The following is a 26,286-nucleotide window of genomic DNA, read 5'->3' as shown; positions in this document are numbered from 1 at the left end:
ACAAAAAACTGAATTCTAATAGGAGGTTATATGGTGAATCAATTGGATTGTGATGTGCTGGTTATTGGTGGAGGAGTCACTGGGGTTGCGGCAGCCACAGCTGCAGCCAGACAAGGAGCCAAGGTTACTTTGCTTGAATCAAAACCATTTGTCGGTGGTAATGCAACTACTGGTCTTTGTCTTCATAATTACATTACAAAAAATGGGCGGCAGGTCGTTTATGGAATTGCTCAAGAAATTGTTGACCGGTTAATTAAAAGAGGCGGTGCGGTTGGTCACATTCCGTACGGTACCTTTGTCCATTCGGTAACACCCGTGGATGGAGAATTGTTTAGGATTCTTGCAACAGAATTATTGGATGAAGCGGGGGTAACTGTTTTATATGGGGTTAACGTTGTAGGAGCGGATACTGATGATGAAGGTAACATTGACGGGGTCCAAGTGGCACTAAAAGGCGGTGTACGGACGATCTATGCAAAAAGATATGTAGATGCTAGCGGAGATGCTGATGTAGCAACATTTGCGGGAGCTAATTACAGAAAGGGAGAGTCGAAAACCGGAAAAATGCAACCGGTTTCAATGATGCTTCGTTTCCATGGAACAGATACTAAAAAGATCGCTGATGCTATTTCAGTATCGGAGCCTGCAATGGCAAAACGTGATGACTACCCAGAACCAATTCCAGTTTACTTTAACGGTTCCTTCAGTAAATGGAATGATATTATCCTCGAGAAAGATATATTTCCTAACGAGGATCACCTTGTTTTCTTCAACACAGTATGGCCAAACCAGATAAACGTCAACACTTCGGCAATGATTGGAATTGACGGAACTGATCCCTTATCGCTTTCACATGCAACTGTAAAACTAACACAAAAGGTTTCGAAAATCGGTGACTTCTTAAAAGAATATGTTCCAGGTTTTGAAAACTCCTATTATATACCTGCTGCTTTTGCGGGGGTAAGAGAAACCCGGAATATTGAAGGGCTATATTCGATTACAGATGAGGATGTAAATGCTGGACGCAAATTTGAGGATACTATCGGCCAGGTTTGTTTCCCTGTTGATATTCATGATCCTGATACTGGACAAGCCAGATTTTATCAAATTGGTGATGATGGTGCATTTGATATCCCATATCGCGCATTAGTGCCTAAAAACTTAAACAACATATTAGTCGCAGGACGATGCATATCGGTTGAAAGCTCATATGTCCATGGTGCAACGCGAAATATGGCTCCATGTTTGGTTATGGGAGAAAGTGCAGGAGTAGCTGCAGCTTTAGCAGCACAACAAAATGTAGCTATGCCAGATCTTGATATACCAAATTTACAAAAAGTGCTAGAGGAACAGGGTGTTTTCCTAGGAGATCGTGTATTTAATTAATACACCTATTTCTACAGTTTAAAAGGAGTTATTCATGAAAAATGTCAAAGAAGAACTAATTATCGACGGTGAACTTGATATAGAGAGCTTAGAAGAATTTCCATCCTATGTCCCTTTAGGAGAAGCTGTTTTACAAACCTTGAGAAAGGCAATACTTGATGGCTCCTTAAAGCCAGGACAATTGTTAAGCGAAAACAAGATATCATCTAAGTTATCGGTAAGCCGTACTCCTATACGAGAAGCTTTGAGGTTTCTAGAAAAAGAAAACTTGGTTTCAGTATTACCTGGCCGGAGAGTAATCGTCTCCATACCTACAGTAAGAGAAATCGAAGAAATCTATCAAATCCGTCTGATAATCGAAACAGAAGCTTTACGTTTAATATCACACTCTAACGATACGATAATCCAACAGTTGGAAACGTGTTTAAAAACCGCTGAAACACAATTAAATGACCCGATACATTTGGGCAAAGCAAATTCAAACTTTCACTCAATACTAACTTCATCCTTGGACAACAGCAGATTAGAACAGTTCCTTGATTCGCTACAATATACAATAAATCGTTTTCGCTACTATTCTTTAAAAAATGACCAATGGGCGAAAGATTCAGAGAATGAACACTGGGAAATCATTAAATATTTAAAAAACAATCAAACCGAGGAAGCAATCAAGGTATTACGAAAGCATCTTTTAACCGCTCAAAAAGTATTAGTCTTATTTATTTCAGAAAATTTCAAATGATAAAGGGGAATCATGACAGGAGGTGATCGTACCCCCACTCACTTTACTAAATTATTCATAGTGAAACAAAAACTTTTATTTTGAAATTAAAATATCAAGGGAGGAAATAAAGTGTCAATTCCAGTTGAAAAAAAACCACAACAGGAAATGCCACGTAAGCCAATAAGTTTTTGGCAATATATACTTTCTTTTGGACCAGGGATAATCATGGTATTAAGTTGGTTGGGTGCGGGTGACTTGGTTGATATGTCGGTTTCTGGTGCTCACTATGGTTATGCCCTTATGTGGGGGTTGGTCATTGCTTTACTATTGCGATTTATCTTAGTCAATATCATTTCTAAGTACGCCCTTTGTAATGTCCATCAGGAAACCATTTTCCAGGGTTATAAACGACTATACAGGTACCTGCCGTTCATATTTGGAATTGCTAGCCTTTTTCTGGCACATTTTTATGCTGCATATCTTGTAAAAGGAGCTGGAGAAGCTCTCTTTCACCTAAGTAATGCCGGAACTACATTTGGTTGGTCCATTGCTGTAGTCATTGTGGCCTTGGCTTTACTTGGAAGAGGAGTCTATAACTATATCGAAATAACCATTAAAGGCATACTGATATTAATGGTTGTTAGTTTGGTAGGTAGTGCACTTTGGGTAGGACCCGATGTTCCTGCTTTAGTTAAGGGGACGATAGCATTTGATATCCCCGATAATGTAGGTGGAATTAGCACGCTGGTTTTCGTGGTCTCGCTAATAGGTGCTGTTGCTGGATCGATGTCCAACTTGGTTTATCCCTATTTGTTTAAACAAAAAGGATGGAATGGACCGAAATATTTAAAACTTCAAAGATATGACCTCTTATTTGGAATACTAATGATCATCATCATCGATATCGCTGTATGGGTACTCGGTGCAGAAGTTCTACACCCTCAAGGCAAAACTATAGAAAGTGTCTCGGATATGGCACAAGTACTCACCACAACACTCGGAATATTTGGCGGCATTCTTTTCTATGTCGGGGTTTTCGGTGCATGCTTCAGTACCGTCATTGGGTATGCACTTGGATTTGGAAACCTTTTTGTCGACTCCATCTATACTACTTTCCCTGAAAGAGCAAAAAAATACAACAATGAATTCAATAAAGATCCCTTGTATAAATTCACCCTTTTAATTACAGTAGTATTGCCTGTAATTTGGGCTCTTCCGTCAATGCCAGGATTTGTTTATTTAACAATAATCGTAAATGCATGGCAGGTCTTATTATTGCCGGCTGTAGCCATTGGCCTTCTCATCTTAACAAACCGTAAAGATCTTCTCGGTAAATATGCCAATAAATGGTGGGAAAATGTCCTATTACTAATTTTGATTGGACTTACCCTTTGGTCAACATGGACCTTGCTTAGTAGTTTATTCTAACCAATATAAATTGCTTTACTATTTAGTCATCTATTTGAGATTATGCAAATTTTTGAATCCGCTTACATTTATAATTTTATTCACGCATTTGTATTTAGCGAGAGGCAACCAGGTCGTCTTTTCTAAGCAAAAACCAATAATAGTGTATCGTATACATTTTCCTTGTGGGCACCTCCCGTTGAAGTCGGGAGGTATTTTTTTGATTTTGGAGCAATTCTATCCAAAGAAATCTTAAGTACATCTATATAACAAAAAATTAAAAGCTGGTGTTCATATCAATGCTTTTGATGAAGCTGACAAACTCCCTGACCATGTTCAGGTTCAGGGATTCCTTGTGGTACAGCATCCACGTACGCCTCAATAACGGATCTCCCGCTTTTGTGTTCAGATCGATGGTATGCAACCCTTCCGTATCCCTCAGGATCATGCTCGGCATGATGGCATATCCCAAACCGTTAAGCACCATCTCTTTACATGTATCGACTTTATCCACTTCGATATTGATCAATGGAGGATGTGTATATTGTTCAGCCCACCAGTTATCGATTACACTCTTTAAGGAATACTCAGACCGATAATCGATTCTCGGCAATTCTGGCAGTTCCTCCAATTGAATTGGATCTTTAGAGACGACGCATATCGTTTCATCAAATAACAAATGTTTCTCATCCACCCAGTTGAAATCCCCCTTCACGAAGGCAATGTGGATATCCTTCTTCGGTAATAAAGGGGCGATTTCACTACTCCAACCAGACGTGACCTTATACTCGATATTCGGGAACCTGTGCTTGAAAAGCTTCAGGACCCCGGGCAATTGATAATGAGCAAAATAATTCGAGACCCCGAGTCTTAATGTCCCTGACACAATGTCCCTCATGTCATGGACATTCTCCTTGATGCTCCGTATCCGCAACAGCATTTCATCTGCGCATTTCGCCAGGTACTCCCCCTGGGATGTAAACTGGATACCCCGCCTCCCTCTGTTGACGATTTTCACACCGAATTCCCTTTCGATCTGTTTCAGCCGGTTCGTCAGAGCTGGTTGCGATATATAAAGCTGTTTCGCTGCTTTTGTAATGTTTTTCTCCCGGTATAAAATCTGCAGGATCGACCAATCACGAGTTTCCATCAACATCCCTCCCAGATATAATAAAATATTATCGATATCTATACAATTCCAATATTTTATTTATATCAAGAAGTATACTATATTTTTATATAAGGGAGAGAGTTGAGTTATGAACAAAAACAACATATTTTTACGCAACATGATGTTCATCCTTATAAGCAGCATCGGTGGTTACCTCCTCTCTTTGACAGGTCTGTCGATCGGCTGGATGATCGGATCACTGATTGTTGCGACCTTGCTTTCTTATCGAAAACCGAACTTTCTACAAACGAAACAAGGGATCTCGAAATTCTGGATCTGTATCGGGCAATGCCTGTTAGGAATCGAATTGGGGCAAAAAATCAATTTGTCCGTCATGAATGTCTTCATGGAAAATTCACTCGCCATCATTTTCATGCTGATCATGTCCATCGTTTTCTCCATCCTTTCAGGGTATGTCCTATGGAAATTCAGTAAAACAGATATGCTGACAAGCTTTTACGGCACTGCCCCTGGAGGATTGACGGCAATGCCCAGTATCGCAGAAGAAGTCGGGGCAAATACGGCAATCGTAAGCATCATTCAGACGATCCGGGTTTTCCTCGTCATTTTGATGATTCCGATGATTGTTTCATACTTACTAGTGACGCCTCATCACGCCGCTGCAGGAAACGGTTCTATGATGGCTGGCCCAGAATTCCAGTTCACACAGCTGCTTTGGACGTTCGCTCTTGTTTTCGCAGCATGTGGAGGGGCGATTTTAGGGGAAAAGCTGAAGTTACCAGCACCCTGGACAATCGGCAGCATGCTGGGTGTAGCGCTTTTTCAGACAGCTGGTTCATCAATTGCCGGTCATGATATGGTAGCCTGGTGGCCACATACATTCATGGTACTCGCGCAAATCTTGATCGCAGCAAGCATCGGTGCCATGTTCCACAAGGAGATGTTGATCGGGCTGGGGAAAATCGTCAACCTTGCCTTGATCTGTACAGTAGGATTCATCCTGGCGATGTTCGGCTGTTCATTCATCGTATCCGAGCTGACAGAGATTACGTTCGTTACAGCAACTTTAGCTTTTGCACCTGGCGGAATTGCGGAAATGGCAACCACATCCGTCCTGTTGAATGGGGATTCCACCTTCGTCGTTGCCGTCCAGGTCCTCCGGATTTTCGTCGTCCTCCTCTTTTTACCACCTTGTTTCAAACTGATCGAACACTATGAAAAGAAAAAGGTGGGACTATCAAGTTGAGGGAAAACCACAAGCAAACAGAGATAAAAAGAGGATGGCCCATAGGGGGCTTTCAGGGGGTGAAATCGTTACACCTGAAGTTATGGTAGAAAATATCCACGTTGTTATATGTCGATCCGGTCTATTTTTTAGGTGTTAAATAAAAAAGACGAGCCCTATGAGGTTCGTCTTTTCTTTAGGTTTCATATCCCATATGAAAATATTTAGCTGCTTCTTCGTTGTTTTTTATATTATAAAATTCTTTTCCTAATAGTAGAAGTGTATTTTTATATAAAGGGTCTATCTCTTCAAATTTAGTAATAGCTAATTTGAAATTTGTAATTGCTTTATCCGAATCACCTTTTGATGAATAAATTTCTCCTATTTTCTGATAAGCTTCTCCTACTTCGTTTTTATCACTTGCAATCTTCAAACAATTTTCACAATGATTCAAAGCCAACTCATACTCTTCAAGTTTTATCAACGTATCAGCTAATGACAATTTCACAATGACCATTTTAGTACTTTCACTTAATTGGCTATATAACCCTAGGGCTTCCAACAAGCGTTGTTTCGATACTTTATAATTGCCAGTGTAAAAATGTAGCAAACCTATATTATATATGGTCGCAGCTTGCCTAGAAGAATCTTTAGTGAAGATAAAGTACTCTAAAGCATCCATGTAGGAAATAATCGCTTTGTCAAACTCTTTTAATCTTCGATAACAAATCCCTAATGACATTAGAATATGACCATGTTTATATAAAAGGTTGCTGGATCGATTCAATTCAAGTGCATTAGTTAGAAAATGAATGGCTGAATTGTATTCTTTAAGTTTCCCATGAGTAATTCCAAGGCTTGAAAGAATTGATATCTTATTGATTCCATTAATGCTATACAAATTTATATAGTCATAAGCTTTATTTAATATCTTTAATGCTTTTTTATAATTTCCTTTGTGATTTTGAAAATCTGCAAATTTGTCTAATGTTCGTACCAATCTATCATAGTCCCTAGCTGATTCAAAAGACTCCAAACTATTTTGGTAATGATTTTCTTTGTTATCTGTTTCTATTTCAGCCAATATCCAGTTATAAATACCAATGGACTGGGCATCTAATATAGATTTTTGAGGTTCAATGACTTTTTTGATGTTACTGAGATTTACGGTTTTATTTTCCAAAATTTTCGATTCAGTTTTAAATAGTTCTGCTTCAAGTTCGTTTTTCACAATATTCGAATTATATGGGGCATTCAAAATATCATCTAATGTACAACCGAGTTTCTCAGTTATTTTTTCAAGAATTTTCATCGAAGGCTTTACTTTCCCCTTTTCAATAAGACTAATGTAACTACGAGTACTTACCCCTTCGGCCAGGTCACCTTGGGTTAGTTTATTTTTAGTTCGTAATTCTTTTATTCTCAATCCTACCTGCATGATCAAACCCCCGAAAATTTTCTAATATCCACCAGTTTTTTGTTGAATATTATTTTGGTATGTATTAACATTATAACATAATTTAAAAAAGTATAGGAGTGTTAAATATGTTCAAAAAAGTAATTTTAATTTTAGCCTTCTGCTTATTTGCTTTTCACACAATAACTATAACATCGGGCGATGAAATATGGCCAATAAGTGGAAATGAGACCGTCGAAGAAAGATAAGTACATAACTAAAAAATAGCTGCTTACAAGCAGCTATTTTTTAGTTTATAGCTTCAATGGTTTCTTTGGCATTATTAATCGTATCTTTAGAACCTAAAGGTGTAAGAAATCCGATTAATCCTATTCCCATACGTATCGTTGCGCCAATTAGAATGATGAGATATATGGACAACCCTAATTTTATAGCATAACCACCTAAAAATGCACCTAAAGGTATGGAAGCGTATGAAATCATTCGAGTCACACTGATTACCCTCCCGAGGATATGGGATGGGACGATTTGTTGTCTTAATGAGAAATACGTTATAACATTAATGTTTCCAAAGAACATGATTAGCGACTGGGAGACTGCAACTTGCCAAAAAGTCTCTGAAATTATTAATAAATACATTGATGCGCCGGCTAGAGTTGTACACCAAAGAATAATACGTCCTGAGTTCATTTTTTTATTGATATACGGTGCAGCAAAAGCTCCAAGTATAGGACCTATTCCCGATAATCCAATTGTAATACCGATTAGATTCGCACTCAGCTCCAAGGTATCCTTTAAATAAAACATAAAGTTACTTTGAAATAGATGGATTCCCAAGTTCGTAAAAAAGAATAACATAGCTCCGAATAAAATCACCTTATTGGTACCTGTATACTTAAAGCCTTCAACAATGTCTCTTCCGATCCGTTTCGTCCATACTATTTCTGATTGATTCGTTTGAGAGGAATCCGGTACAAGCAATCTCACAAACACCATCAATAATGCGGCAATTGCAAAAGAGGAAGCATCAATAAGCAAAGCATTTGTTCCACCTAAGAATGCCACTATCCCTCCCCCTAATACTGGTCCAATTAAATTCAAACTATTTTCAACCAATTGTAAAGCTGAATTAGCATTGACTATCTTTTCTCTCTTGACCACCAGAGGTACAATGCTTTGGAAAGCTGGATGTATCAATGGGTTGATAGATGCTAGCAAAAAGACAGCTACATATAGTAAGGGTATGTTTAATTCTGGTGCTTTTAATAAGTATATCAGAAACAATACAAAACCAGCTGATAAAGTATTACCCGTTATAAGCAAGAATTTTTTATTCAGATTATCAGCCAGGATACCTCCGAACAAAGAAAATAATAACCACGGTAAAAATTCAACTCCATATAAGGTTGCCATATAAAAAGCTGAACCAGTTAAATCGTAAACAATCAAGGGTAAAGCAATAAGGAATAACCAATCACCTATTTTAGAAATAAAGTAACTGGCCCATAGCGTATAGAAAGAGAAATTCATTTTAGACACCTATCTCATCAGTAATTTTAGAGCACATTTCACAACCAGGCTGCTTTTCCCATTCCTCCGCAATATTTGTAGTCATTGTATCGAAATCAATGGAGATCAATTTACCAGTTGACGTACTTTTTCTTATCCCCGTAATTAATCTTACGAGTTCTGCACATATAAATCCTGTAATTGTGGAGACCAACGGTACAATTGCAGTATTATCTCCAGTAAGATTTAATCTACGCCTTTCTTCTAAGATTGCAAATGATACAGGATCTTTATTTTCTACACTGTTCATCCAACATTCAATACAGCCGGTCACGCCTGGTATAACTGTATAATGCATTGCTCTTTGTGCTTCTAATCCTGCAGTTAATAGTGGGACCCCGGCTTTTACAATCGCTTCATTTACCCATCTGGCTAATAACGTTTTCGGACGATCTGCAACCAGGATCACATAATCAAAGTCTTTGATTTCGTTGTAAACATCTTCAGAAGAACTTATTTTCAATTCAACTGTTTCAAACTTAATTTCAGGATTAAAAGCTTTGATCCTTTCCTCTGCCAATTTAGCTTTTTGTTTACCTATATCCTCATAATTATATAGGATTTGCCTGTTTAAGTTTGATAAATCTACTGTGTCGAATTCAATCGCTTTTATCTGGCCTACACCAAGTCCCGCTAAATCATAAGCAATGTGTGAACCTAAGCCACCAAGCCCAATGAGACAAACTTTCGCATTACATATTTTCGCCTGGATCTCATATTTGTTCATTCCTAAGGATGAATATGTAGAAAAGAAGTTGATATTCCGATGGTATCGATTTAGTTCATACTCACTTAATACTTCAGATCCAACAAAATTTGTATCCTCTAAAAAACCATCATTATTTATATCTAATATAGCTTCTTCAACAATTGCTTCAGTTAGAGATGGATAGGAAGCTAACATTACTTCTGTTATGTCCTTGACGGTATTTGTTCCATCCATCAACTCAATCAATTTATTAATCATGCCCTCGCTATCATCATACTGAGTGATAGTTCCAAATCCTCCGATATACACATTTCCATTCATTTTGACTACAGGGTAAGCGGGTTTCATCTTAGGGCTTATATTTTTTATTTCCATTAACCTCACCTCTTTCAGTATTAGAAAAAGCCCGGATACACCAGGCTTTTCCAGGGAATTATCCCTCAAGACCCAACCCTGCTACGCTTGACTTGATAACCGTTTTGCGGACCATGAAGCTCACCTCCCCGATATGTAAGTTACTAACAGTATAAAATATTCAGAAAAAATTGTAAATAACTTTTTTGAACATTTTTAATAATTATTAATTTTATTTATTTTTGTAAATTAAATACTAAATGGTACACATCCATTTTTAATAGCATTTGTTCCATAATCCCTCAGATATTCCTCCTAAATGTGATTTCCTTTATATTGTAAATGCTATTTGGTTCGACTCTCATCGAAATGTGGAATCAGTTGTTTTACAAGCTGAGATCGCTTCACTCTTATGCAAGCGAGTTCTATGACCTGTGTTCATTGGGGCTCCTATTATTTGTAACGTTAAAATTGAAAAATATAAAAGGCAAGAAGATAACAGAACAGCTATTTTTTTTGCCTTTTCATTTCATGAAAAAATCAGTATGCGTAAAAAATGTTAAAAGAGAAGCTTACAGGTGTAATACTTTTAATTCCTTCATACTACATCATAAGAAATTGCTTATACAGGAAGTAACGATTGACCATTCCGTATTTTGGATATTCCCGATAACCGCTGAAATTTCGATCAGGTTTTTGGATAATTCTCCTAGATTCAACCCTTTACCGTCAACGAGCGAAAGCTGTGTCTTCTCCATTTCCTGAAAACTGAGAACCAAAGAACACATTCCACATCACTCCCAACCATTAATGTTCTATTGATTTTAGCAGGAGCCAGTAACATCGGGGCTGTAACAATGCCCATAACAGCACCTGTTTATCCGGAGGAGCGATCCGATATGTGAAAGCGAATGCGACAGGCAATACCATTCCGCCCCCTACAACTGATATAAAACAGCACCAATCGTATGATTGGCGCTGCCTGGATAGTTCAATTATTGGTTTCCATTTTTCACCCATTCAGCAACTGTAACAGTACGTTTGGCTTGATGCTTCACAGCACCCTCGACATCATCAACCATTTTACCATTTTGATCGACTGTTACGCTTGTTCCATATGGATTTCCACCTGCTCCAAACAGTACTGGATCCGTGTACCCAGGTGCGGCAATAATAGCACCCCAGTGCATCATAGAAGTATATAAAGATAACAATGTAGCTTCCTGGCCACCGTGTGGATTTTGAGCAGAGGTCATAGCACTTACAACCTTATTAATCGTCTTACCGTTCATCCAGAGACCACCTTGTATATCCAGGAATTGTTTCATTTGTGACGGCACGTTTCCAAAACGTGTTGGGACACTAAATAGGATTGCATCTGCCCACTCGATGTCATCAGATGTTGCCACTGGTACATCTTTTGTGGCTTCTACAGTTGCCTTCCACGCTTCATTTCTCTCAATGATTGATTCTGGTGCTAATTCTTCTACTTTTAATACTTTTACATCAGCACCAGCTTCTCTCGCCCCTTCTTCAGCCCATTTTGCCAATTGAAAGTTTGTCCCACCCATGCTATAAAAGATTACTGCTAATTTGACGTTTGACATCTTATCCATCTCCTTTGTTGACTTCCTAAGTATTTTTTCTAAAAAACGCATATAAACCACCTTCCTAGTCTAATGATTGATATCCTATAGACCCACCTCCATCGAAAAATAGTGACCTTTTTGTGCTATGCTGCTCTTCAGCTATTGTCCCCATTACAGAAGTTTTATAATAGTGGTTTCAATCCTTGGTTAATGGTAAGGTGTATTTTTCGATAAGGTTCCTTTTGTTTTTGAAATTTTTAAATTGAAAGAAAGTACTTTATACTTTCTTCAAATATAAAAAACACCACTTCAGCACAGTGGTGTTGGCAAGGGGATCAAGCATTATTATTTATTATTGGCTGTATCGGTTTTCGCTGGGCGTAATATCATGGCATGAACAATCTGGAACATAAAAATAGACTCAACTCTTTTACATTCTTCTAAAGGCTATAAATTGACCAACGATAAAAGGCACGTTTTATTGACGTGCCTGTGCCTATCACGACTCTTCCTAAATAATGAAGGGCTTTTTACTTAGATGTAACCACTAAAAACTTTACGTCTTTCTCGGAAAAGTTATACCAGTAATGCACTTTTCCTGCATCGAACATGAATGGTTGCTGTTCGCAAAGTTCGATTCTTTCCCCCTCTACTTCTACAGTCAGCCTCCCCTCAATCACGAACAAAAACTCATGACCATTATGGGAAAAAGCACTGCCTTTATTTTCGCCTGGCTTCAACGTCACCATGATGGGTGAAAAGACAGCATTATGTATACCACAGGATAAGTCCTCATAGTGGAAGGATTCATGTTCCATACCTGATTCTTCCCGTGCTCGGTTCTCCGAAAAAAAGATGCTCGGATTAACTTCCAATGCATCCGAAATCTTTTTCAACGACTCTAATGTTACACTTGATTTTCCACGCTCTACTTGCGATAAAAAGCTGATCGAAACTCCTGTTCGTTCCGCTAATTCCTTCAACGTCAGCTCACGCGTTTTCCTTAATGATTTGATCTGTTTCCCAATCGAATCCGAAGGCATTGGGATACCTCCCTTTGTAATCTAACTGACTCTATTATACATGACCATCCGCTCTGGAAGTTTGAGATTAAATGATTGCTTAGTACTATTGACAGAAAACTTTTAATTATCTAAAATCGACGCAACAGAAAAATTGAAGTACCACTTTAATTTTCAGGGAGGAAATCACCGTGGAAAAGAAACAAATACGACGGGTATTGATTGCTAGTTTAGTAGGAAGCTCGATCGAGTGGTTTGATTATTTTTTATATGGAACCGTAGCCGCACTCGTTTTCAACCAATTGTTCTTCGTGAACGAAGACCCGACTGTCGGCCTTCTGCTCTCCTATGCCTCATTTGCATTAGCCTTCTTCATCCGACCTTTCGGAGGTGTGATCTTCAGCCACATCGGTGACCGGATCGGCAGAAAGAAAACCCTTGTCCTGACCCTTAGCCTGATGGGGGCTGCGACATTTGCAATGGGAATTCTACCTACATATCAAGCCATTGGCATTTGGGCACCGATCTTATTGATCACGTTGCGCTTGATCCAGGGTCTCGGAATCGGCGGTGAATGGGGCGGTGCACTTTTATTAGCATTCGAATATGCGCCTGAAGAAAAACGTGGTCTATTTGGTGCAATCCCTCAGATGGGCGTGACGATCGGGATGCTGCTCGGAACCATCGCCCTTTCAATCATAAGCTTGCTTCCAGAAGGCAGTTTTATTACATGGGGATGGCGTGTCCCATTCATCATGAGTTCACTACTTGTCATTTTCGGGTTGTGGATCCGTAAAGGCATTGATGAAACACCTGCTTTCAAAAAAGTGAAAGAGTCTGGAGAGGTCCCGAAACTTCCGATTGTCGAAACCTTTAAGAACTATTGGCGTGAAGTACTCATTGCGATCGGGGCAAAAGTCGTAGAAACAGCACCATTCTATATTTTCAGTACCTTCGTCGTGTCATACGCTACCGGCAACCTGGGTTACTCCAGAACCGCTACATTGAATGCAGTCATGATCGCCACCATCATCACGACGATCTTGATTCCGATCATGGGGAGGATGTCTGATCAATTCGGCCGTAGAAAACTGTATATGATTGGAGCAATTGGAATGGCACTGTTTGCATTTCCTTACTTCTGGATGCTGCAGCAGCAAAACGTCGTGTTGCTCGTCGTTGCCACAGTGATAGGTTTAGGAATCATCTGGTCACCAATCACTGCCGTTCTTGGAACGATGTTTTCAGAGATTTTTGATGCAAAGGTCCGTTATACAGGAATCTCTCTCGGCTATCAAATCGGTGCAGCGCTGGCTGGTGGAACAGCTCCGCTCGTTGCAACCGCCCTGCTTGCTACCTTCAACAATTCCTATGTTCCGGTTGCGATCTATATCATCTTCACGTCAATCATCTCACTCATTGCAATCTGGGCTGTGAAGACGCGTGAAAATCAGCAAATGGACGTCTCACTTAACAGTTGAACCATCTTTTAGGGAGGACCTCACATGTTGATCATAAGTGAAAAGGAAATTCAACAAAGTTATGGAATGAAAGATGCCATCAGGGATGTCAAAGCGACACTACACGTCTATGGTGCTAATAAAATAGACAGCCCTCACCGTACCGTTCTCCGCTTTCCGATGCAGGAAGGATCTGCACTTTATATGCCAAGCGCAGATAGATATGAAGAAGTATCAGCGGTGAAAGTCGTGACCATATTCCCGAAAAACCCATCAAAAGGAAAGGCCACCACACAAGGTGTTCTTTTACTGTCAAATGCAGAAAACGGTGAACATCTCGCCATGATGAATGCCTCGTATTTAACAAGACTCAGAACAGCGGCTCTGTCCGGTATCGCTACGGACTATCTGGCACGTAAAGACGCGAAGGTGCTTACGATCATCGGGACAGGTGGTATGGGATTCGAACAAGCACTCGGTGTTTTAGCCGTCAGGAACATATCTCGTATACTATTAGTGAACAGGACACCATCAAAAGCCGAAAAATTTGGTGAAAAACTGCAGGCATCCGGAATCGACATCCCATTCGAAGTCTATGAGGATGTTGCGGCAGCGGTACGTCAATCCGATATCATCTGTTGTGCCACCCGTTCGAACGAACCCGTATTCAACGGGAATGATCTAAAGCCAGGGACACACATAAACGGAATCGGTTCTTATCTCCCCCATATGAGAGAAGTCGATCTGGCCACTGTCACCCGTGCTTCCAAAATTGTCGCCGACGATATAGGAGGCGCAAAGGAAGAAGCCGGTGAACTCATCCATGCAGCAAATGATGGATCGTGGTCGTTTGATGCCCTTCATGGAGAGCTTTTCGAACTGGAAACCCAACTGAAACCAGGGCGGGAAAATGAGGACGAGATCACCTTCTTCAAATCCGTCGGTGCCGCCTACTTTGACCTTTCAGTAGCCAAAGGCGTCTATAATCTATCTAAAGAACGGAACATTGGAACGGAAATTGAAGTATGATCTCAGAAATGTTACAGCATACTTGGCAAAGCCAAGCCATAGCGCAAGCTGAACTTAAGTTACGCATATATACTGTGGATAGTATTTTACTCTTTCATTATCTGTAACAGAATGGCTTAGAGGTGATCTCCTCTGAGCCTATTTCTTTAGGGACGATTGTTCCTCTCTCATCCCCGTTTTGCGGCTCCTCCTACCTCAAGAAATTATTCTAGTAAGTAAATATTGGTACTTCATTTCTTATCTTGCTGTTTAATTCTTAAAAAATATAAAAGAAGGTGCGCTTTATTACGATTAAGCACACCGATTTGCATAGAGTATCTTTTCATTTCCCGTCATTTAATTTCTATTACAATTTCACCAAAACTTTTACCTAGATATCCAGGTGTTCCTCAAAGAAACAGCCTTTTTATGAATAAATATAGGAAACTTATTCAAGAATGCTGCCCTTAATGACGCTCAAGGTTGATTCATACCTTTATTTTAACATTTTTTTCTAGACTTCTTTGAGCACATATGAACCCGTTAATAATAAATGTTCTCTTTTCCCTTTGATTGGTATAATTTTCAATTACAATTTCTCCTTCACCTTCTGGGACCTCGAAACTATTAAAATAAAAAGTGAGAACTTATTCTGAAATAGGGAACGCATTTGCATCAAGACGTTTGTTACGTAACTTGAGTCGTTCACGCAAATCATCTGGTTTAGCCTTTAAATATATAAGTTTCCATTTACCGCCGGAACCCTCAATAAGTTTTTTATATTGATTCCTCCTTGCTAGGTCCCAAAAACTGAAATCAATCACCACCTGTTGTTTAGAGTGAACCAATTTTATTAGACGGTTGCTTAATCTTCTTTCTGCATCTTTTTTGTATTCCTCAATTTTTTCAATTGGGAAATCAATCCCATAACGACCATTAGTAGCCCATATTTCTTCATCAATAGAGAGACGTACAAAACCTTCTTTTTCTAAATGTTGTGCGAATGTCGTTTTTCCAGCACCCGCCACACCACACATCATTACCACTAAAGGGGTTGAATCATCTCGTTCACGAAGAATCAAGTCAAAATTAAAATTTCCAAACATGTTCTATCCCCCATTTATTGATGTGAATTCCCCAGTTCAATTTTCAATCGACTTTTAAGTTGAATATAGCCGGAGTGCTCCCGAATTTTCAGGATGATAACCTACGACTACTTTTTTAGCATTCGGTAATTCAGCTATCTCTGAAATCATGAGCTTAGTAGCTAATTTACCGATACCCTTGCCCTGGAATTCTTTATCCACCATTATTCGATATACCCAATAACCATCAAGTTCCTCTTGAACAGAATTGTACATCAAAAAGCCGACTACTTTTTCTTCAAAATAAATAGCGTATGGTTTTAACGTCGGTTCATACTTTGATTGAGCTATTGATATTGCATTCGATTCAATGAATTCTTCTTGATCTGATGACACTTCTAATTTACAGCATTCATACCAGTTTTCTTCATTTAATTCTACAAGTTCCACGTTATGAGTATTCATGAGTTTTCCCCTTTCATAATTCGGGGACAACTGAACCAAATCATCAATTAGGCGTTATCCCCTTAAAATTTAAATTGCGTATAATAAAAACTCTATTGTTTGTCATAATGAACGCCTCCTTTAACGAAATGGTTTTTCCCATGTGATTCAATCCTTCTTTTTTTGGAATAAAACTGACAAATTCAATCACTATATTATTTTCTATTGATTCTCTGAATCTCCTTCGGGGACATATATATTAATTATTTTCATTATCTGTTCAGTCCTTTTTGCATGTTACCATCATGAATGGAAATGGAGGTTTGTTTTCCATATTCTTATGCGGCTCAACGATTTCCGAAATTTCCAGTAGTCCGTAGTTTCCAAACTCTTGATTTATCGATTCAGAATCATAAAAAAACATCTTCACGCCTTCCATGATCTCGAAATAGTCTTTACCTAGCTGTTTGCCCTTTCCAAACATTGGAGCGTCCTTAGAAATTGTAGTGAAAACCATATAACCATTCGGCTTCAATTGATTATAGCAATCCTTAATGAACTTCTCTCTCTCACGATCGTTCAATAAGTGAATAAGCGCATGACAAAATACTCCATCATAAAGCTTTTCATCAAAAGGCATATCGGTCACTGAACCATGAAAAATCCGAATGTCCAGGTCATTTTCCCTTGCCAATCCAATCGCTGTTTTTGAGATTTCAATACCGGTTACATTGATTCCGTTATCCATGAAAACCTTTGCATTCCTGCCATATCCAATACCGGGCAACAATATATCCTTGACGTTCTTTTCAAGGAAAAAGTCCTTTGTCAGTATAGCGGAGTCTGAAGGTTCAAGCCCCCACATCATTTGATTTTCTATAAAACTAGATTCCCAGAATTCTGGCATACCTCAATTTCTCCTTTATCCAAATTTAATGTTCAATCATTTCATGGGCGATGTCATGGCCATCCATTTCTGATGGGTAAAAAGTGGGCCAGTTCGTAACTTCATCCAGTAACGCTTCACGATCATCACCCCAATATAGGTGATAGTGATCAGCCTCAGTCGGATAGATGCTATGATCACTGAACTGGATATATCGAGGAAGTCCTTTTGTTTCTTCTTTCAATTTGAAAATATATCTCACTCCTCTATTTCCCGCATCATATGTCAGAATTTCATAGCCATCGTAGCTATATTCTCCAGAAAGTTCTTCTCCATTTTTGAAGAATGTTACAGTGGCACCTTGTATCGTAATACGCCCGACATCGGTTTCGTAACCTTCTTTATAATATTCCTTATATTCTTCAGCTGTCTTGTCACCTTCGTGTTCTGCTTTATGAGCAAAAACTTCGTCCAGGGTACCATCCTGAAGATAGGGGTATACAGACTGCCAATCACCTTCCCAATCGGAAAGAGCTCGATCCTTTACCTGACTGTCTTCAAAATACCCTTCATAAATTTTTTCTGATTCGTCATCATGGGCATGATCGTGTCCATCCTGTTCTCTCTTTTCAGAAGATCCTCCTGATGGAGGTTCGGATAAAGCTTTTGTCAGTTCATCCAAGTTGTGCTGCATGAGTGTAAAGTAGTCCTCATCATTCTTTATGTCTTCTTCTGTTAATACAGATAAATTGTGTATACGTAAAGGCTCTGCATCAATTTTCTTTCTAACTAATTCCGCCACTTTAGGAGTTACATTCTGTTCAAAAAATACATGTTTCAAACCATGCTTTTCAGCAGTATCAATGATTTTTTTGATCTCCTTTTGTGTAGGCTCGTTAGTAGGGCTCAAACCAGAAACTGCGATTTGCTCGATTCCATAAGTCTTCTCCCAATAGCCATAAGCAGCATGAGATACAATAATTTTATTCCCTGGTAAACTTTCAAGCTCTGTATGGAACTCTTGATCTAGTTTTTCAAGCTTTCCTTTCAACTCTTCAAAGTTTTTGTTAAACACTTCTTCTTGCTCAGGCTTCAATTCTACAAAAAGATTCCTGACTTGCTCCGCCAACTGAATAGAAAGAACAGGATCGAGCCAAACGTGCGGATCTTGATCCCCATGGTCATGTCCAGCATGTTCGTCCTCTTCACTGCTTTCCTCCCCTTCATGGTTATGTACATGCTCTTCCAGGTCAATTCCTTTTAAGGCTTCTAGTATCTCGACATCTTCAGATTGAATAGATTCAGAGATTTTTTCCGCATACGATTCCAGCCCTGCCCCGTTATAGATGAAAGCATCGGAGTCAGCTAATTCACGCATTTTTTTGGTGGTCGGTTCATAAGTATGCGGATCTGATCCCGGCGGTAGAATGGATTCCACAGAAGCTTCATCGCCTGCGATTTGTTCAGCGAAATACTGAAGAGGATAAACCGTTGTATAAACCTTTAACTTTTCCTTCCCTTTTTCACTACTGCTTGTTGATTCCCCTCCACACGCTGCTAACGTAAAAATGATACTGAATAGACTAAGTGCATATACGATTTTTTTTAACATTTTCAGTCCCCCTTTTCATATGATAAACATTTTATCGTAATGATTCCGATTTGTAAATCGTAACGATTACGACTTGATAAACCTGAAAAAATCTGGCTGTTTCCAAAAACCGGCTAAGGTGATTTAGGGGACATCCAGATTTCAATTTACGATTCAAGAGGTAATCGGGGAGGTATTAGGAGGTTTAATGATTCACACTATAAAGAAAGCCTGGCTCAGCCAAGCCAGATGCGATGATTAAGTCTTACGATTCACTGACGAATTAGAGGACACCAGAGACCTTATTTGCCCCAAATCCCCTACCTTCTCAAAATTAGAGGACACCAGAATCCTTATTTGCCTTAAGTACGATAAAATCAGAGTCATTTCACCGAAATAGCGGAAAGTTGTCCTCTATTTTTTGAAATCAAGTCATTTTGTCACACATAACGGAACACTTGTCCGCTAGTTTTCGTCGCCTCCATCTGCTTAGAATATTATTATGTTTTTTCCGTAGGTCTGTAAGCTCTTTGAGATTCCTCTAATACTTGTATAAATCCTTGAAAAGCAAAAGCATCCGCCCGTTTCTTCGGTGTTTATATCTGAACGGATATACCTTTCATAGAATATAGAAAAACATTGAAAGGGGATAGGCATTTGAACTTTCCTTTGTATGGGGGACTTAATAGTTATGTATGGCCGATCATCGGCTTCAGCGTTCTGTTTGCGATCGTCATCCTCATCTTCACCTGGGTGGTCGTCTTCAAATCGTTCAAATTCTTTTTTTAATGACCTATAAAACATCAATTCAGCTTCGATCTAGTTTTCACTGTTCCTTGATATTAAAGTAAAAGTCCCGTGTCACTTCACGGGACCTTTAAATTTCATATAAAAATGTATGGTGCTCAGATTACAAGATTTCGATGTATCCTTCTGTTCCATGCACGCGGATTCGTTGCCCGTCTTTTATCAGTCTGGTGGCGTTCTCTACTCCGACAACTGCCGGTAAGCCATATTCACGGGCGATGACCGTTCCGTGGGTCATCAGTCCGCCAACTTCGGTGACCAGGCCTTTTATGGAAACGAACAATGGTGTCCAGCTAGGGTCAGTGAACGAGGTGACCAAAATATCGCCATCTTCCAGATCCGCATCTCCCATGTCCAAGATGACACGAGCCCGCCCCTCTATGACTCCGGAAGAAACAGGCAGTCCTGCAATCGCATCGGCTGGGAGATTTTCTCTTTTGAACTTTCCATTCATGATTTCACCATCAGAAGTGATGATGCGTGGCGGAGTCAATTTTTCATATACTTTGTACTCGTCCTTCCGGTTGCTGATGATCTGGTCATCCACTTGATTTGTGCGTACGACTTCGCGCAGTTCTTCAAAGGTGAGGTAATAAATATCTTCTTTTTCATGAATGACACCATCCTCGAGGAGTTGTTCGGCTTCTTTCATCAAAGCCTGCTTATACACGAAGTAACGATTGACCATGCCATATTTTGGATATTCCCGATAGCCGATGAAATTCCGAATCAGGTCAATCATCCGTTTGGTTTCTTTGGCTTTCTGTTCACCATCTGGAAATTGCTTCAATCGTTCTAACAACACTTGTTCTTTTTTCAACGCTTCCTTCCGCCCTTGCTCAAATTTCCGATTGCTAGCATTAGGCTCAACGTTTTTGATATGACTAAGAATCATCGGGACGAGTGTGGTCGGTTTTTCGCTCCAACGGGTTTTCGTCATATCGATTTCTCCGGCACATCGCATTCCGTATTTATGAAGATAAGCATCGATCACGTCTTTGGTTTTCTGCCCACCTTCAAACTTCACCAGATCATCCAAAAAGTCATCGTCTTTCACTTGTTGTAAATAAGCAACTACCTCCGGATAAGGACGGATCACATCTGCAACATCCAAAAGCGCCAGCCCCATTTCCGAAGTGATGTTGTTTGGCACAGATTGAGAAAGCATGTCTGCGGCGTTCTTTTCACCCAACCACTCGTTCATTTTTTCATTGATCCATGAAGAAGCGTTGATAGCAGCCATGAACACCTGGGAACTTTGCGGATCAAATAAAATCTTCTTTAATTGCTGGATATCTTCTAAAATAAAATCGAAAACATCCGTTCCTGATTTCGTTTTGATGTTTTGTTTCAACTCTTCGATCGATGTTTGATTGCGTTTGATCAACTCAGAAACGATGGACGGATCAGATTCAATTTCTGCAGACGACGTACCTTTGTTGCTATTACCTGGACTCTCTTCTCTCTTATCATCTGGTAACGTTCTTATGAAATCCTTCCGCTCTATGATGGTCATGATTGCATCTTTCATGAGGGGATCATGTTGGCCCATGGTATCTAAAAAAATTTCTCTGCTGGCAGGGGACGCCAGCTTTTGTGTAACATCAACAAACAACCTTCCACCCGCTATACGCATTGGTGCATGAGTCGTTAACATCCAAAAAGACAATCCCAATGGTTTTATGGGGTCAGTCATCATCTGCTGATGCCCGACAGATACATAGACGTGATTTTCTTGATCATCCGCTTCAGGGATGGGATATAACGTCGTGATTGGACGGCTCTGGAGGATATGAAAGGTATCATTGACGAAACACCATTCGATATCTTGCGGGCAACCAAAATGAGCTTCGATCTGTCTTCCGACATGTGCTAATTGTAAAATCTGTTGGTCAGTGAGGGTTTGTGTCTTTTGCTGATCAGGATCGAGCTGTAGTGTCTCTGTCCCGCCTTCTTTCCGTCCGTAGATCGCCAATTTCTTGGTTGCGATCCACTTATCGACGATTTCTTCTTCCTGTACTTTATAACAATCGGCAGAGACCAGGCCTGAGACCAGCGCTTCTCCAAGTCCAAAACCGGCATCGATGGACAGCAATTTCCGATTGGAAGTAATCGGATCAGCGGTGAATAAAACCCCTGATGCCTGTGGGAAAACCATCTTTTGAATGATGACCGATAAATATACCTGGCTGTGGTCGAACTCGTTTTGCATGCGGTAGATCACGGCACGATCCGTAAATAGGGAAGCCCAACATTTCCGGATATGCTGCAGGATCGCTTCTTTTCCGATGATATTTAAATACGTATCCTGTTGACCGGCAAAAGAGGCATGCGGTAAATCTTCAGCAGTCGCACTGGAACGTACTGCATACGCATGTTCATTACCAAACCGGGAGAGATAGTGTGTAACAGCTTCCGCAACATCTGAAGGAATTTCTACTTCCATGATGAGTTGTCGGATCTTCTTACTGATTTCACCAATGTGGCCGCGATCATCTGCTTTCAGCATCGCCAGTCGATCCAGCAAAGCATGATACGTTTCGTTTTGTCCGATGGCTTTTCGATATCCTGCTGTTGTCACACAAAATCCTTCGGGGACATGTATCCCTTCCAAATTAGATAATTCCCCTAATTTCAACCCTTTTCCGCCAACGAGGGAAAGCTGTGTTTCCTCCATTTCCTGTAAACCGAGAACCAAACATCTCATTCCTCACCACTCCCAACCATTCATGTGATATTGATTTTAGCAGGTGTAAACGAGAAGAAATAGTCTATTTTTACCATTTTTTGTGTGGTATAATTAAAGTGGGAAGAGGAAGAGTCATTAAAAATGAAATAAAAAAACACCACTTCAGCATCAGCATAGTGGTGTTTTTCTTGTATGATTTACTTTTCAAATCACACGTACGGTTACGATGCCATCAATCTGTTTGATCTCTTCTTCCAATCCGATGATGTCAACTTCATCCGCTTGATTGTCGATGTCGATCATCGTATATGCATAATCCCCTCTGCTTCGGTTCACCATGTCGGCGATGTTCAGGTTATAGTTTGATAGAGCGGTCGTCATCTGCCCGACCATGTTCGGGACGTTTTTGTGGAATCCGGCGATACGAGGCTTTCCCGTATAAGGAAGAGAAGCGTTCGGAAAGTTGACCGAATTCTTGATATTCCCTGTCTCCAGATAATCCTTCATTTGACGGGCTGCCATGACGGCACAGTTTTCCTCCGATTCTTTCGTGGAAGCGCCAAGATGAGGAATTGAAATGACATTTTCCACATTGATCAGTCGTTCATTCGGAAAGTCTGTAATGTACTTTCCTATTTTTCCATCCTCAAGAGCCACTGCCATATCCTCATCATCCACAAGTTCACCCCGGGAAAAGTTCAGTATATGGGCGCCATCCTTCATGATGCCAAAGGTCTCTTTATTGAACATACCTTTTGTATCAGGAGTCAACGGGACGTGCACCGTGATATAATCCGATTCAGCAAACAACTGTTCAATGGTCATCGCCCGTTGGACTTTCCGGGACAAGCTCAAAGCGGTATCGACAGAGAGGAATGGATCGAACCCGAGCACGTCCATATCCAGATCGAGCGCATCATTCGCGACATGCGCACCGACTGCTCCCAGGCCGATGACTCCTAGCGTCTTCCCTTTTATTTCATTGCCGACGAATTGTTTTTTCCCGGCTTCGACAAGTTCAGGGATCCGTTCGCCTTCACCTTCCAATGATCTCACCCAGTTGATTCCGGAAAAAAGATTGCGGGATGAAGCCATCAAAGAAGTCAGCACAAGCTCTTTGACCGCATTCGCATTTGCTCCCGGTGTATTGAAAACGACGATGCCTCGTTCAGTACATGTCTCAACAGGGATGTTGTTCACCCCTGCCCCCGCACGGGCAATTGCCTTCAAGTTATTGCCGAATTCCAAGGAATGCATATCATAACTACGCACAACAATACCGTCTGGATCTTCACTTTCACTGTTTATCGTATAGTCCTCTTTATTGAATACATTCAGTCCGCTTGCTGCAATCCCATTTAACGTCTTGATCGTTTTGACTTTCTCTAATGTCAGTAAGCTCATTGAATCGTCTCCTTTTTGGTAGTTAGAAAGAATCTTGCACATTCATCTACATACATTGAAAGAACCGGGTTGTTTGCTTTATGGGAACTTAATTGCTCGTTATATGACGGTGGTTTCCTGGTGAACATCCCTCCTATAAACATAAAGAGGCAAGGGATCAATATCCCTTACCTCTGCCCAGGCGAACGGCTAAACGTCACTATGTGCTCCCTCACGGTGATCCGTGTTCGCCAGTTACACATAGCCTATCGATTAATAGCTATAGTATCAATTATCGGACAAATCTTCAACACTATAATGCTGAAAAGCGTTACAAAAAATAATATTTTTAATTTATGGATGAATGATAGATTATTATTCCTTATATTCACGTGGATCCCTCTTCCTTTCCACCTTCCGTTCATAGGGTGGAATCCGCTCGTCAGGATCCCATTGAGAAAACTCACCGCCTTGCTTACATATCGGACATTTCTCATGCAATTCATAAGGCGGACACATCACATGGTACGGGCACCTTCGAAAGAAATTCATAGAGTATCACCTCCAAAAAGCGTAATACTCTATTCTATTAAACTACCAGGTGATGCGCTTGTACGGATAGAGGGGGTTCAAAAGAAAAAGAGCCCAAAGCCAGTCATAACGGGTTCCCTTCCTTTTTCGAACGAATGTGCGATCACCTTGTAAAGCAATCTTCCCCCGTTCGCCCCACTTTTTTAAAGATTATTTCAGTATGAAAATGCCATCCCCTACAGCTCTTTCCCCGCTAGTGTCTGATGGGTGGTTCACAAGTCCTCCGTTAACGACCATGGTGGAAGATCCTCCACCGTCAAGGTTCATCCCTTCGACAGCTCCTAGCGATTTTAAAAGCTCGGCACTTTCATAAAAGTTTACTCCGATACTGCTTTCCGGGTTTCGTCCGTCAATGGTTACCAACAAAATATTGCCGTTTTCTTTAACTCCTGCCAGTGTCCTTGGATGTCGGTAGAGACCGAAATGATAATAGAAGTCATCACTCCAGTGAAACCCTTCCTCATCTGCCTGGATCTTGTTCGTTCCGTTTTCTAGAAGACGTGGTCCGCCGTTCACCACATCCAATCCTGAATTAGTGTCAATCCTCTTCCCATCGATAAAGAGTTGATTTCCAACATCCAGATCCTCTCCGATTGAAGAAGCATTTTGAAGCCATTCCGCTTTCTCTCCAGTTGCTGCAAGAACGACTGAATTCTTTGGTATCTCACCACCTCGTTCATCGCGCGTCTCCACTATAGTCCCATCGTCATTTAATACGACTTCATACCCTTTCCCGGTAGGTGTATTCGCCCCGAAATCAGCGTTATACTGGATCAGTTCATCTGTATCTGTACAGGTAACATCATGCTTCGGTTTATCAGTAGGTTCATCCCCATTCCCGCCACAGCTTCTTATCAAACCTGGTTGCCTGTTGATTCCATCGATCACTTCTGTTTTCCCATCTAGTGTTTCGGCAACTGACTTTGTCTCGGTTTCTCCTATATCCGCTCTGTTTTCATTTAACAGAAAACTTGTTCTTCCCCCTATAGATTCGCTAACCAGCTTGCCATCCGTAACAGAAATTCCTGCAAGGTCTCCAGGCACACCGTCATTTGTTCCGACGACAAAATAACCGCCGTTTATACCTGCAATTGCATTTTTCCGCTGTGCAATGGATGAAACTGTTTCTTTCCCGGAGATCTCGCCATTTGCCAGGGCATTGGTGAGCTCCCCTTCAAACTTATCCGGATCAATTTCAATGACGTCGATCTCCCATGGACCGGTGGTTTTAATCGTTCCATCGTAATCAGAATAAATTACACGTACATTCTCAAATCCATCGTCCTTCATATTTTCCACTATTGGTTTTGCTTCCTCTTCTTTTTTAAATTGGCCGCTGTAGACGACATACCCAATCATTTTTTCTTCTACATCTGTGCCCTTACTATTTTCCACCTGATGGATCTTCGCTTCATACCCCTGTTCCTTCAGACTCTTCACAGCTTGGTTGGCATCCTCTTTTGTATCATAAAATCCTGCATCGATGGTAAAGTAAGATTTTTCCGACCGATAACCTCTCTCAATTTCTGTATGGGTCACTCCCTTTACCAGCTGCGTAGTGTTGCGTGTCTCCGGTAATTCCTTATAGCCTATAGAAAGTTTTTCACTAGCACGCACTGTTGAGATATTTTTGGCATATGCTTCATCGGGCATTTCCATATGTAGGCTTGCCGACCCCATGGTTGTGATTGCCATAATGGATACCAGCGCTTTTTTAGACATTGAACCAACCATCTAAACACCCCTCTTTTAATAAATAGGCCATATCCAATAAAAACGATTTAGTTCATCCATATGGCCAATGGGAA

General features: G+C 40.3%; 20 protein-coding genes, 3 pseudogenes and 1 riboswitch. Of the genes and pseudogenes, 7 read left to right on the top strand and 16 right to left on the bottom strand.

From position 1 onward, the window contains the following. Window positions 1-33 precede the first annotated feature (33 nt). From N8M93_RS17880 to N8M93_RS17870, 3 genes are all read left to right on the top strand, one after another. Complete coding sequence (locus N8M93_RS17880) at window positions 34-1,386, top strand: FAD-dependent oxidoreductase (RefSeq protein ID WP_261133993.1); 1,353 nt, start codon at window positions 34-36, stop codon at window positions 1,384-1,386. Window positions 1,387-1,420: 34 nt separating this feature from the next. Then, complete coding sequence (locus N8M93_RS17875; protein ID WP_261133992.1) at window positions 1,421-2,128, top strand: GntR family transcriptional regulator; 708 nt, start codon at window positions 1,421-1,423, stop codon at window positions 2,126-2,128. Between the two features lie 111 nt (window positions 2,129-2,239). Further along, window positions 2,240-3,538 (top strand): Nramp family divalent metal transporter, encoded by a 1,299-nt coding sequence (locus N8M93_RS17870; protein ID WP_261133991.1) that lies wholly within the window; start codon window positions 2,240-2,242, stop codon window positions 3,536-3,538. A gap of 256 nt (window positions 3,539-3,794) precedes the next feature. Here the strand turns inward: N8M93_RS17870 and N8M93_RS17865 are convergent, their stop codons facing one another. Next, entirely contained in the window at window positions 3,795-4,667 is an 873-nt protein-coding gene (locus N8M93_RS17865; RefSeq protein ID WP_261133990.1) for a LysR family transcriptional regulator, read from the bottom strand. A 109-nt stretch (window positions 4,668-4,776) separates the two neighbouring features. On the opposite strand from N8M93_RS17865, the gene N8M93_RS17860 reads away from it, so the two are divergent. Beyond that, window positions 4,777-5,895, top strand: a complete 1,119-nt coding sequence (locus N8M93_RS17860) for an AbrB family transcriptional regulator (RefSeq protein ID WP_261133988.1) — start codon at window positions 4,777-4,779, stop codon at window positions 5,893-5,895. A gap of 175 nt (window positions 5,896-6,070) precedes the next feature. Here the strand turns inward: N8M93_RS17860 and N8M93_RS17855 are convergent, their stop codons facing one another. From N8M93_RS17855 to N8M93_RS17830, 6 genes and pseudogenes are all read right to left on the bottom strand, one after another. After that, on the bottom strand, window positions 6,071-7,312 hold the full coding sequence (locus N8M93_RS17855) for a helix-turn-helix domain-containing protein (protein ID WP_261133987.1): 1,242 nt from the start codon (window positions 7,310-7,312) through the stop codon (window positions 6,071-6,073). A gap of 267 nt (window positions 7,313-7,579) precedes the next feature. After that, window positions 7,580-8,821, bottom strand: coding sequence for an MFS transporter (locus tag N8M93_RS17850; RefSeq protein ID WP_261133986.1), 1,242 nt, complete (start codon window positions 8,819-8,821; stop codon window positions 7,580-7,582). A gap of 1 nt (window position 8,822) precedes the next feature. Further along, window positions 8,823-10,013: a ThiF family adenylyltransferase gene (locus N8M93_RS17845; protein WP_261133985.1), complete on the bottom strand. Its 1,191-nt coding sequence runs from the start codon at window positions 10,011-10,013 to the stop codon at window positions 8,823-8,825. Window positions 10,014-10,532: 519 nt separating this feature from the next. After that, window positions 10,533-10,610, bottom strand: a pseudogene (locus tag N8M93_RS22910) (hypothetical protein); the annotation flags it as partial. Between the two features lie 308 nt (window positions 10,611-10,918). After that, a complete protein-coding gene (wrbA, locus tag N8M93_RS17835) occupies window positions 10,919-11,530 on the bottom strand; it encodes an NAD(P)H:quinone oxidoreductase (RefSeq protein WP_261133984.1) in 612 nt (203 codons plus the stop codon). Window positions 11,531-12,042: 512 nt separating this feature from the next. Then, the gene (locus N8M93_RS17830; RefSeq protein WP_261133983.1) at window positions 12,043-12,555 is read right to left on the bottom strand and encodes a helix-turn-helix domain-containing protein; all 513 of its coding nucleotides are present in this window, start codon (window positions 12,553-12,555) and stop codon (window positions 12,043-12,045) included. A gap of 170 nt (window positions 12,556-12,725) precedes the next feature. Here N8M93_RS17830 and N8M93_RS17825 point away from each other — a divergent pair, with 170 nt between their 5' ends. Both N8M93_RS17825 and N8M93_RS17820 read left to right on the top strand, forming a co-directional pair. Next, window positions 12,726-14,015, top strand: a complete 1,290-nt coding sequence (locus N8M93_RS17825; RefSeq protein ID WP_261133982.1) for an MFS transporter — start codon at window positions 12,726-12,728, stop codon at window positions 14,013-14,015. A 24-nt stretch (window positions 14,016-14,039) separates the two neighbouring features. Then, entirely contained in the window at window positions 14,040-15,023 is a 984-nt protein-coding gene (locus N8M93_RS17820; protein WP_261133981.1) for an ornithine cyclodeaminase family protein, read from the top strand. Between the two features lie 626 nt (window positions 15,024-15,649). Here the strand turns inward: N8M93_RS17820 and N8M93_RS17815 are convergent. The 5 genes and pseudogenes from N8M93_RS17815 to N8M93_RS22900 all read right to left on the bottom strand — a co-directional run. Continuing rightward, window positions 15,650-16,108 carry an ATP-binding protein gene (locus N8M93_RS17815; protein WP_261133980.1) on the bottom strand — a complete coding sequence of 153 codons (459 nt, stop codon included), beginning with the start codon at window positions 16,106-16,108 and terminating at the stop codon, window positions 15,650-15,652. Between the two features lie 54 nt (window positions 16,109-16,162). Then, on the bottom strand, window positions 16,163-16,552 hold the full coding sequence (locus N8M93_RS17810) for a GNAT family N-acetyltransferase (protein WP_261133979.1): 390 nt from the start codon (window positions 16,550-16,552) through the stop codon (window positions 16,163-16,165). A 259-nt stretch (window positions 16,553-16,811) separates the two neighbouring features. Beyond that, the gene (locus N8M93_RS17805; RefSeq protein WP_261133977.1) at window positions 16,812-17,438 is read right to left on the bottom strand and encodes a bifunctional 2-polyprenyl-6-hydroxyphenol methylase/3-demethylubiquinol 3-O-methyltransferase UbiG; all 627 of its coding nucleotides are present in this window, start codon (window positions 17,436-17,438) and stop codon (window positions 16,812-16,814) included. Between the two features lie 25 nt (window positions 17,439-17,463). Next, window positions 17,464-18,027 (bottom strand): annotated as a pseudogene (locus N8M93_RS22905) (ZinT family metal-binding protein); the annotation flags it as partial. A 63-nt stretch (window positions 18,028-18,090) separates the two neighbouring features. After that, window positions 18,091-19,029, bottom strand: a pseudogene (locus N8M93_RS22900) (metal ABC transporter solute-binding protein, Zn/Mn family); the annotation flags it as partial. A 636-nt stretch (window positions 19,030-19,665) separates the two neighbouring features. On the opposite strand from N8M93_RS22900, the gene N8M93_RS17795 reads away from it, so the two are divergent. Further along, window positions 19,666-19,797, top strand: a complete 132-nt coding sequence (locus N8M93_RS17795) for a hypothetical protein (protein ID WP_261133975.1) — start codon at window positions 19,666-19,668, stop codon at window positions 19,795-19,797. A gap of 121 nt (window positions 19,798-19,918) precedes the next feature. Here N8M93_RS17795 and ppsA read toward each other — a convergent pair whose 3' ends face one another. The 4 genes from ppsA to N8M93_RS17775 form a co-directional block, all read right to left on the bottom strand. After that, complete coding sequence (gene ppsA, locus N8M93_RS17790) at window positions 19,919-22,522, bottom strand: phosphoenolpyruvate synthase (protein ID WP_261133974.1); 2,604 nt, start codon at window positions 22,520-22,522, stop codon at window positions 19,919-19,921. A 186-nt stretch (window positions 22,523-22,708) separates the two neighbouring features. Then, on the bottom strand, window positions 22,709-23,908 hold the full coding sequence (locus tag N8M93_RS17785; RefSeq protein WP_261133973.1) for a phosphoglycerate dehydrogenase: 1,200 nt from the start codon (window positions 23,906-23,908) through the stop codon (window positions 22,709-22,711). Window positions 23,909-24,076: 168 nt separating this feature from the next. Continuing rightward, window positions 24,077-24,156, bottom strand: a riboswitch (ZMP/ZTP riboswitch). Between the two features lie 106 nt (window positions 24,157-24,262). Further along, complete coding sequence (locus N8M93_RS17780) at window positions 24,263-24,439, bottom strand: hypothetical protein (RefSeq protein WP_261133972.1); 177 nt, start codon at window positions 24,437-24,439, stop codon at window positions 24,263-24,265. A 189-nt stretch (window positions 24,440-24,628) separates the two neighbouring features. Then, window positions 24,629-26,212: a phosphodiester glycosidase family protein gene (locus tag N8M93_RS17775; protein WP_261133971.1), complete on the bottom strand. Its 1,584-nt coding sequence runs from the start codon at window positions 26,210-26,212 to the stop codon at window positions 24,629-24,631. Window positions 26,213-26,286 lie beyond the last annotated feature (74 nt).

Origin of the sequence: Bacillus sp. Marseille-Q3570 (assembly GCF_946151055.1) — a bacterium.
Taxonomy (GTDB): domain Bacteria; phylum Bacillota; class Bacilli; order Bacillales; family Fictibacillaceae; genus Pseudalkalibacillus.
This window is presented reverse-complemented; position numbering and strand designations above follow the sequence as displayed.

What these genes read in the sequence shown, in the direction of transcription:
- N8M93_RS17775 (WP_261133971.1), bottom strand. Translation starts at nt 26,212, where the DNA reads ATGGTTGGTTCAATGTCTAAAAAAGCGCTGGTATCCATTATGGCAATC.
- N8M93_RS17785 (WP_261133973.1), bottom strand. Translation starts at nt 23,908, where the DNA reads ATGAGCTTACTGACATTAGAGAAAGTCAAAACGATCAAGACGTTAAAT.
- N8M93_RS17860 (WP_261133988.1), top strand. Translation starts at nt 4,777, where the DNA reads ATGAACAAAAACAACATATTTTTACGCAACATGATGTTCATCCTTATA.
- N8M93_RS17780 (WP_261133972.1), bottom strand. Translation starts at nt 24,439, where the DNA reads ATGAATTTCTTTCGAAGGTGCCCGTACCATGTGATGTGTCCGCCTTAT.
- N8M93_RS17850 (WP_261133986.1), bottom strand. Translation starts at nt 8,821, where the DNA reads ATGAATTTCTCTTTCTATACGCTATGGGCCAGTTACTTTATTTCTAAA.
- ppsA (WP_261133974.1), bottom strand. Translation starts at nt 22,522, where the DNA reads ATGAGATGTTTGGTTCTCGGTTTACAGGAAATGGAGGAAACACAGCTT.
- N8M93_RS17865 (WP_261133990.1), bottom strand. Translation starts at nt 4,667, where the DNA reads ATGGAAACTCGTGATTGGTCGATCCTGCAGATTTTATACCGGGAGAAA.
- N8M93_RS17815 (WP_261133980.1), bottom strand. Translation starts at nt 16,108, where the DNA reads ATGTTTGGAAATTTTAATTTTGACTTGATTCTTCGTGAACGAGATGAT.
- N8M93_RS17820 (WP_261133981.1), top strand. Translation starts at nt 14,040, where the DNA reads ATGTTGATCATAAGTGAAAAGGAAATTCAACAAAGTTATGGAATGAAA.
- N8M93_RS17810 (WP_261133979.1), bottom strand. Translation starts at nt 16,552, where the DNA reads ATGAATACTCATAACGTGGAACTTGTAGAATTAAATGAAGAAAACTGG.
- N8M93_RS17805 (WP_261133977.1), bottom strand. Translation starts at nt 17,438, where the DNA reads ATGCCAGAATTCTGGGAATCTAGTTTTATAGAAAATCAAATGATGTGG.
- N8M93_RS17875 (WP_261133992.1), top strand. Translation starts at nt 1,421, where the DNA reads ATGAAAAATGTCAAAGAAGAACTAATTATCGACGGTGAACTTGATATA.
- wrbA (WP_261133984.1), bottom strand. Translation starts at nt 11,530, where the DNA reads ATGTCAAACGTCAAATTAGCAGTAATCTTTTATAGCATGGGTGGGACA.
- N8M93_RS17855 (WP_261133987.1), bottom strand. Translation starts at nt 7,312, where the DNA reads ATGCAGGTAGGATTGAGAATAAAAGAATTACGAACTAAAAATAAACTA.
- N8M93_RS17830 (WP_261133983.1), bottom strand. Translation starts at nt 12,555, where the DNA reads ATGCCTTCGGATTCGATTGGGAAACAGATCAAATCATTAAGGAAAACG.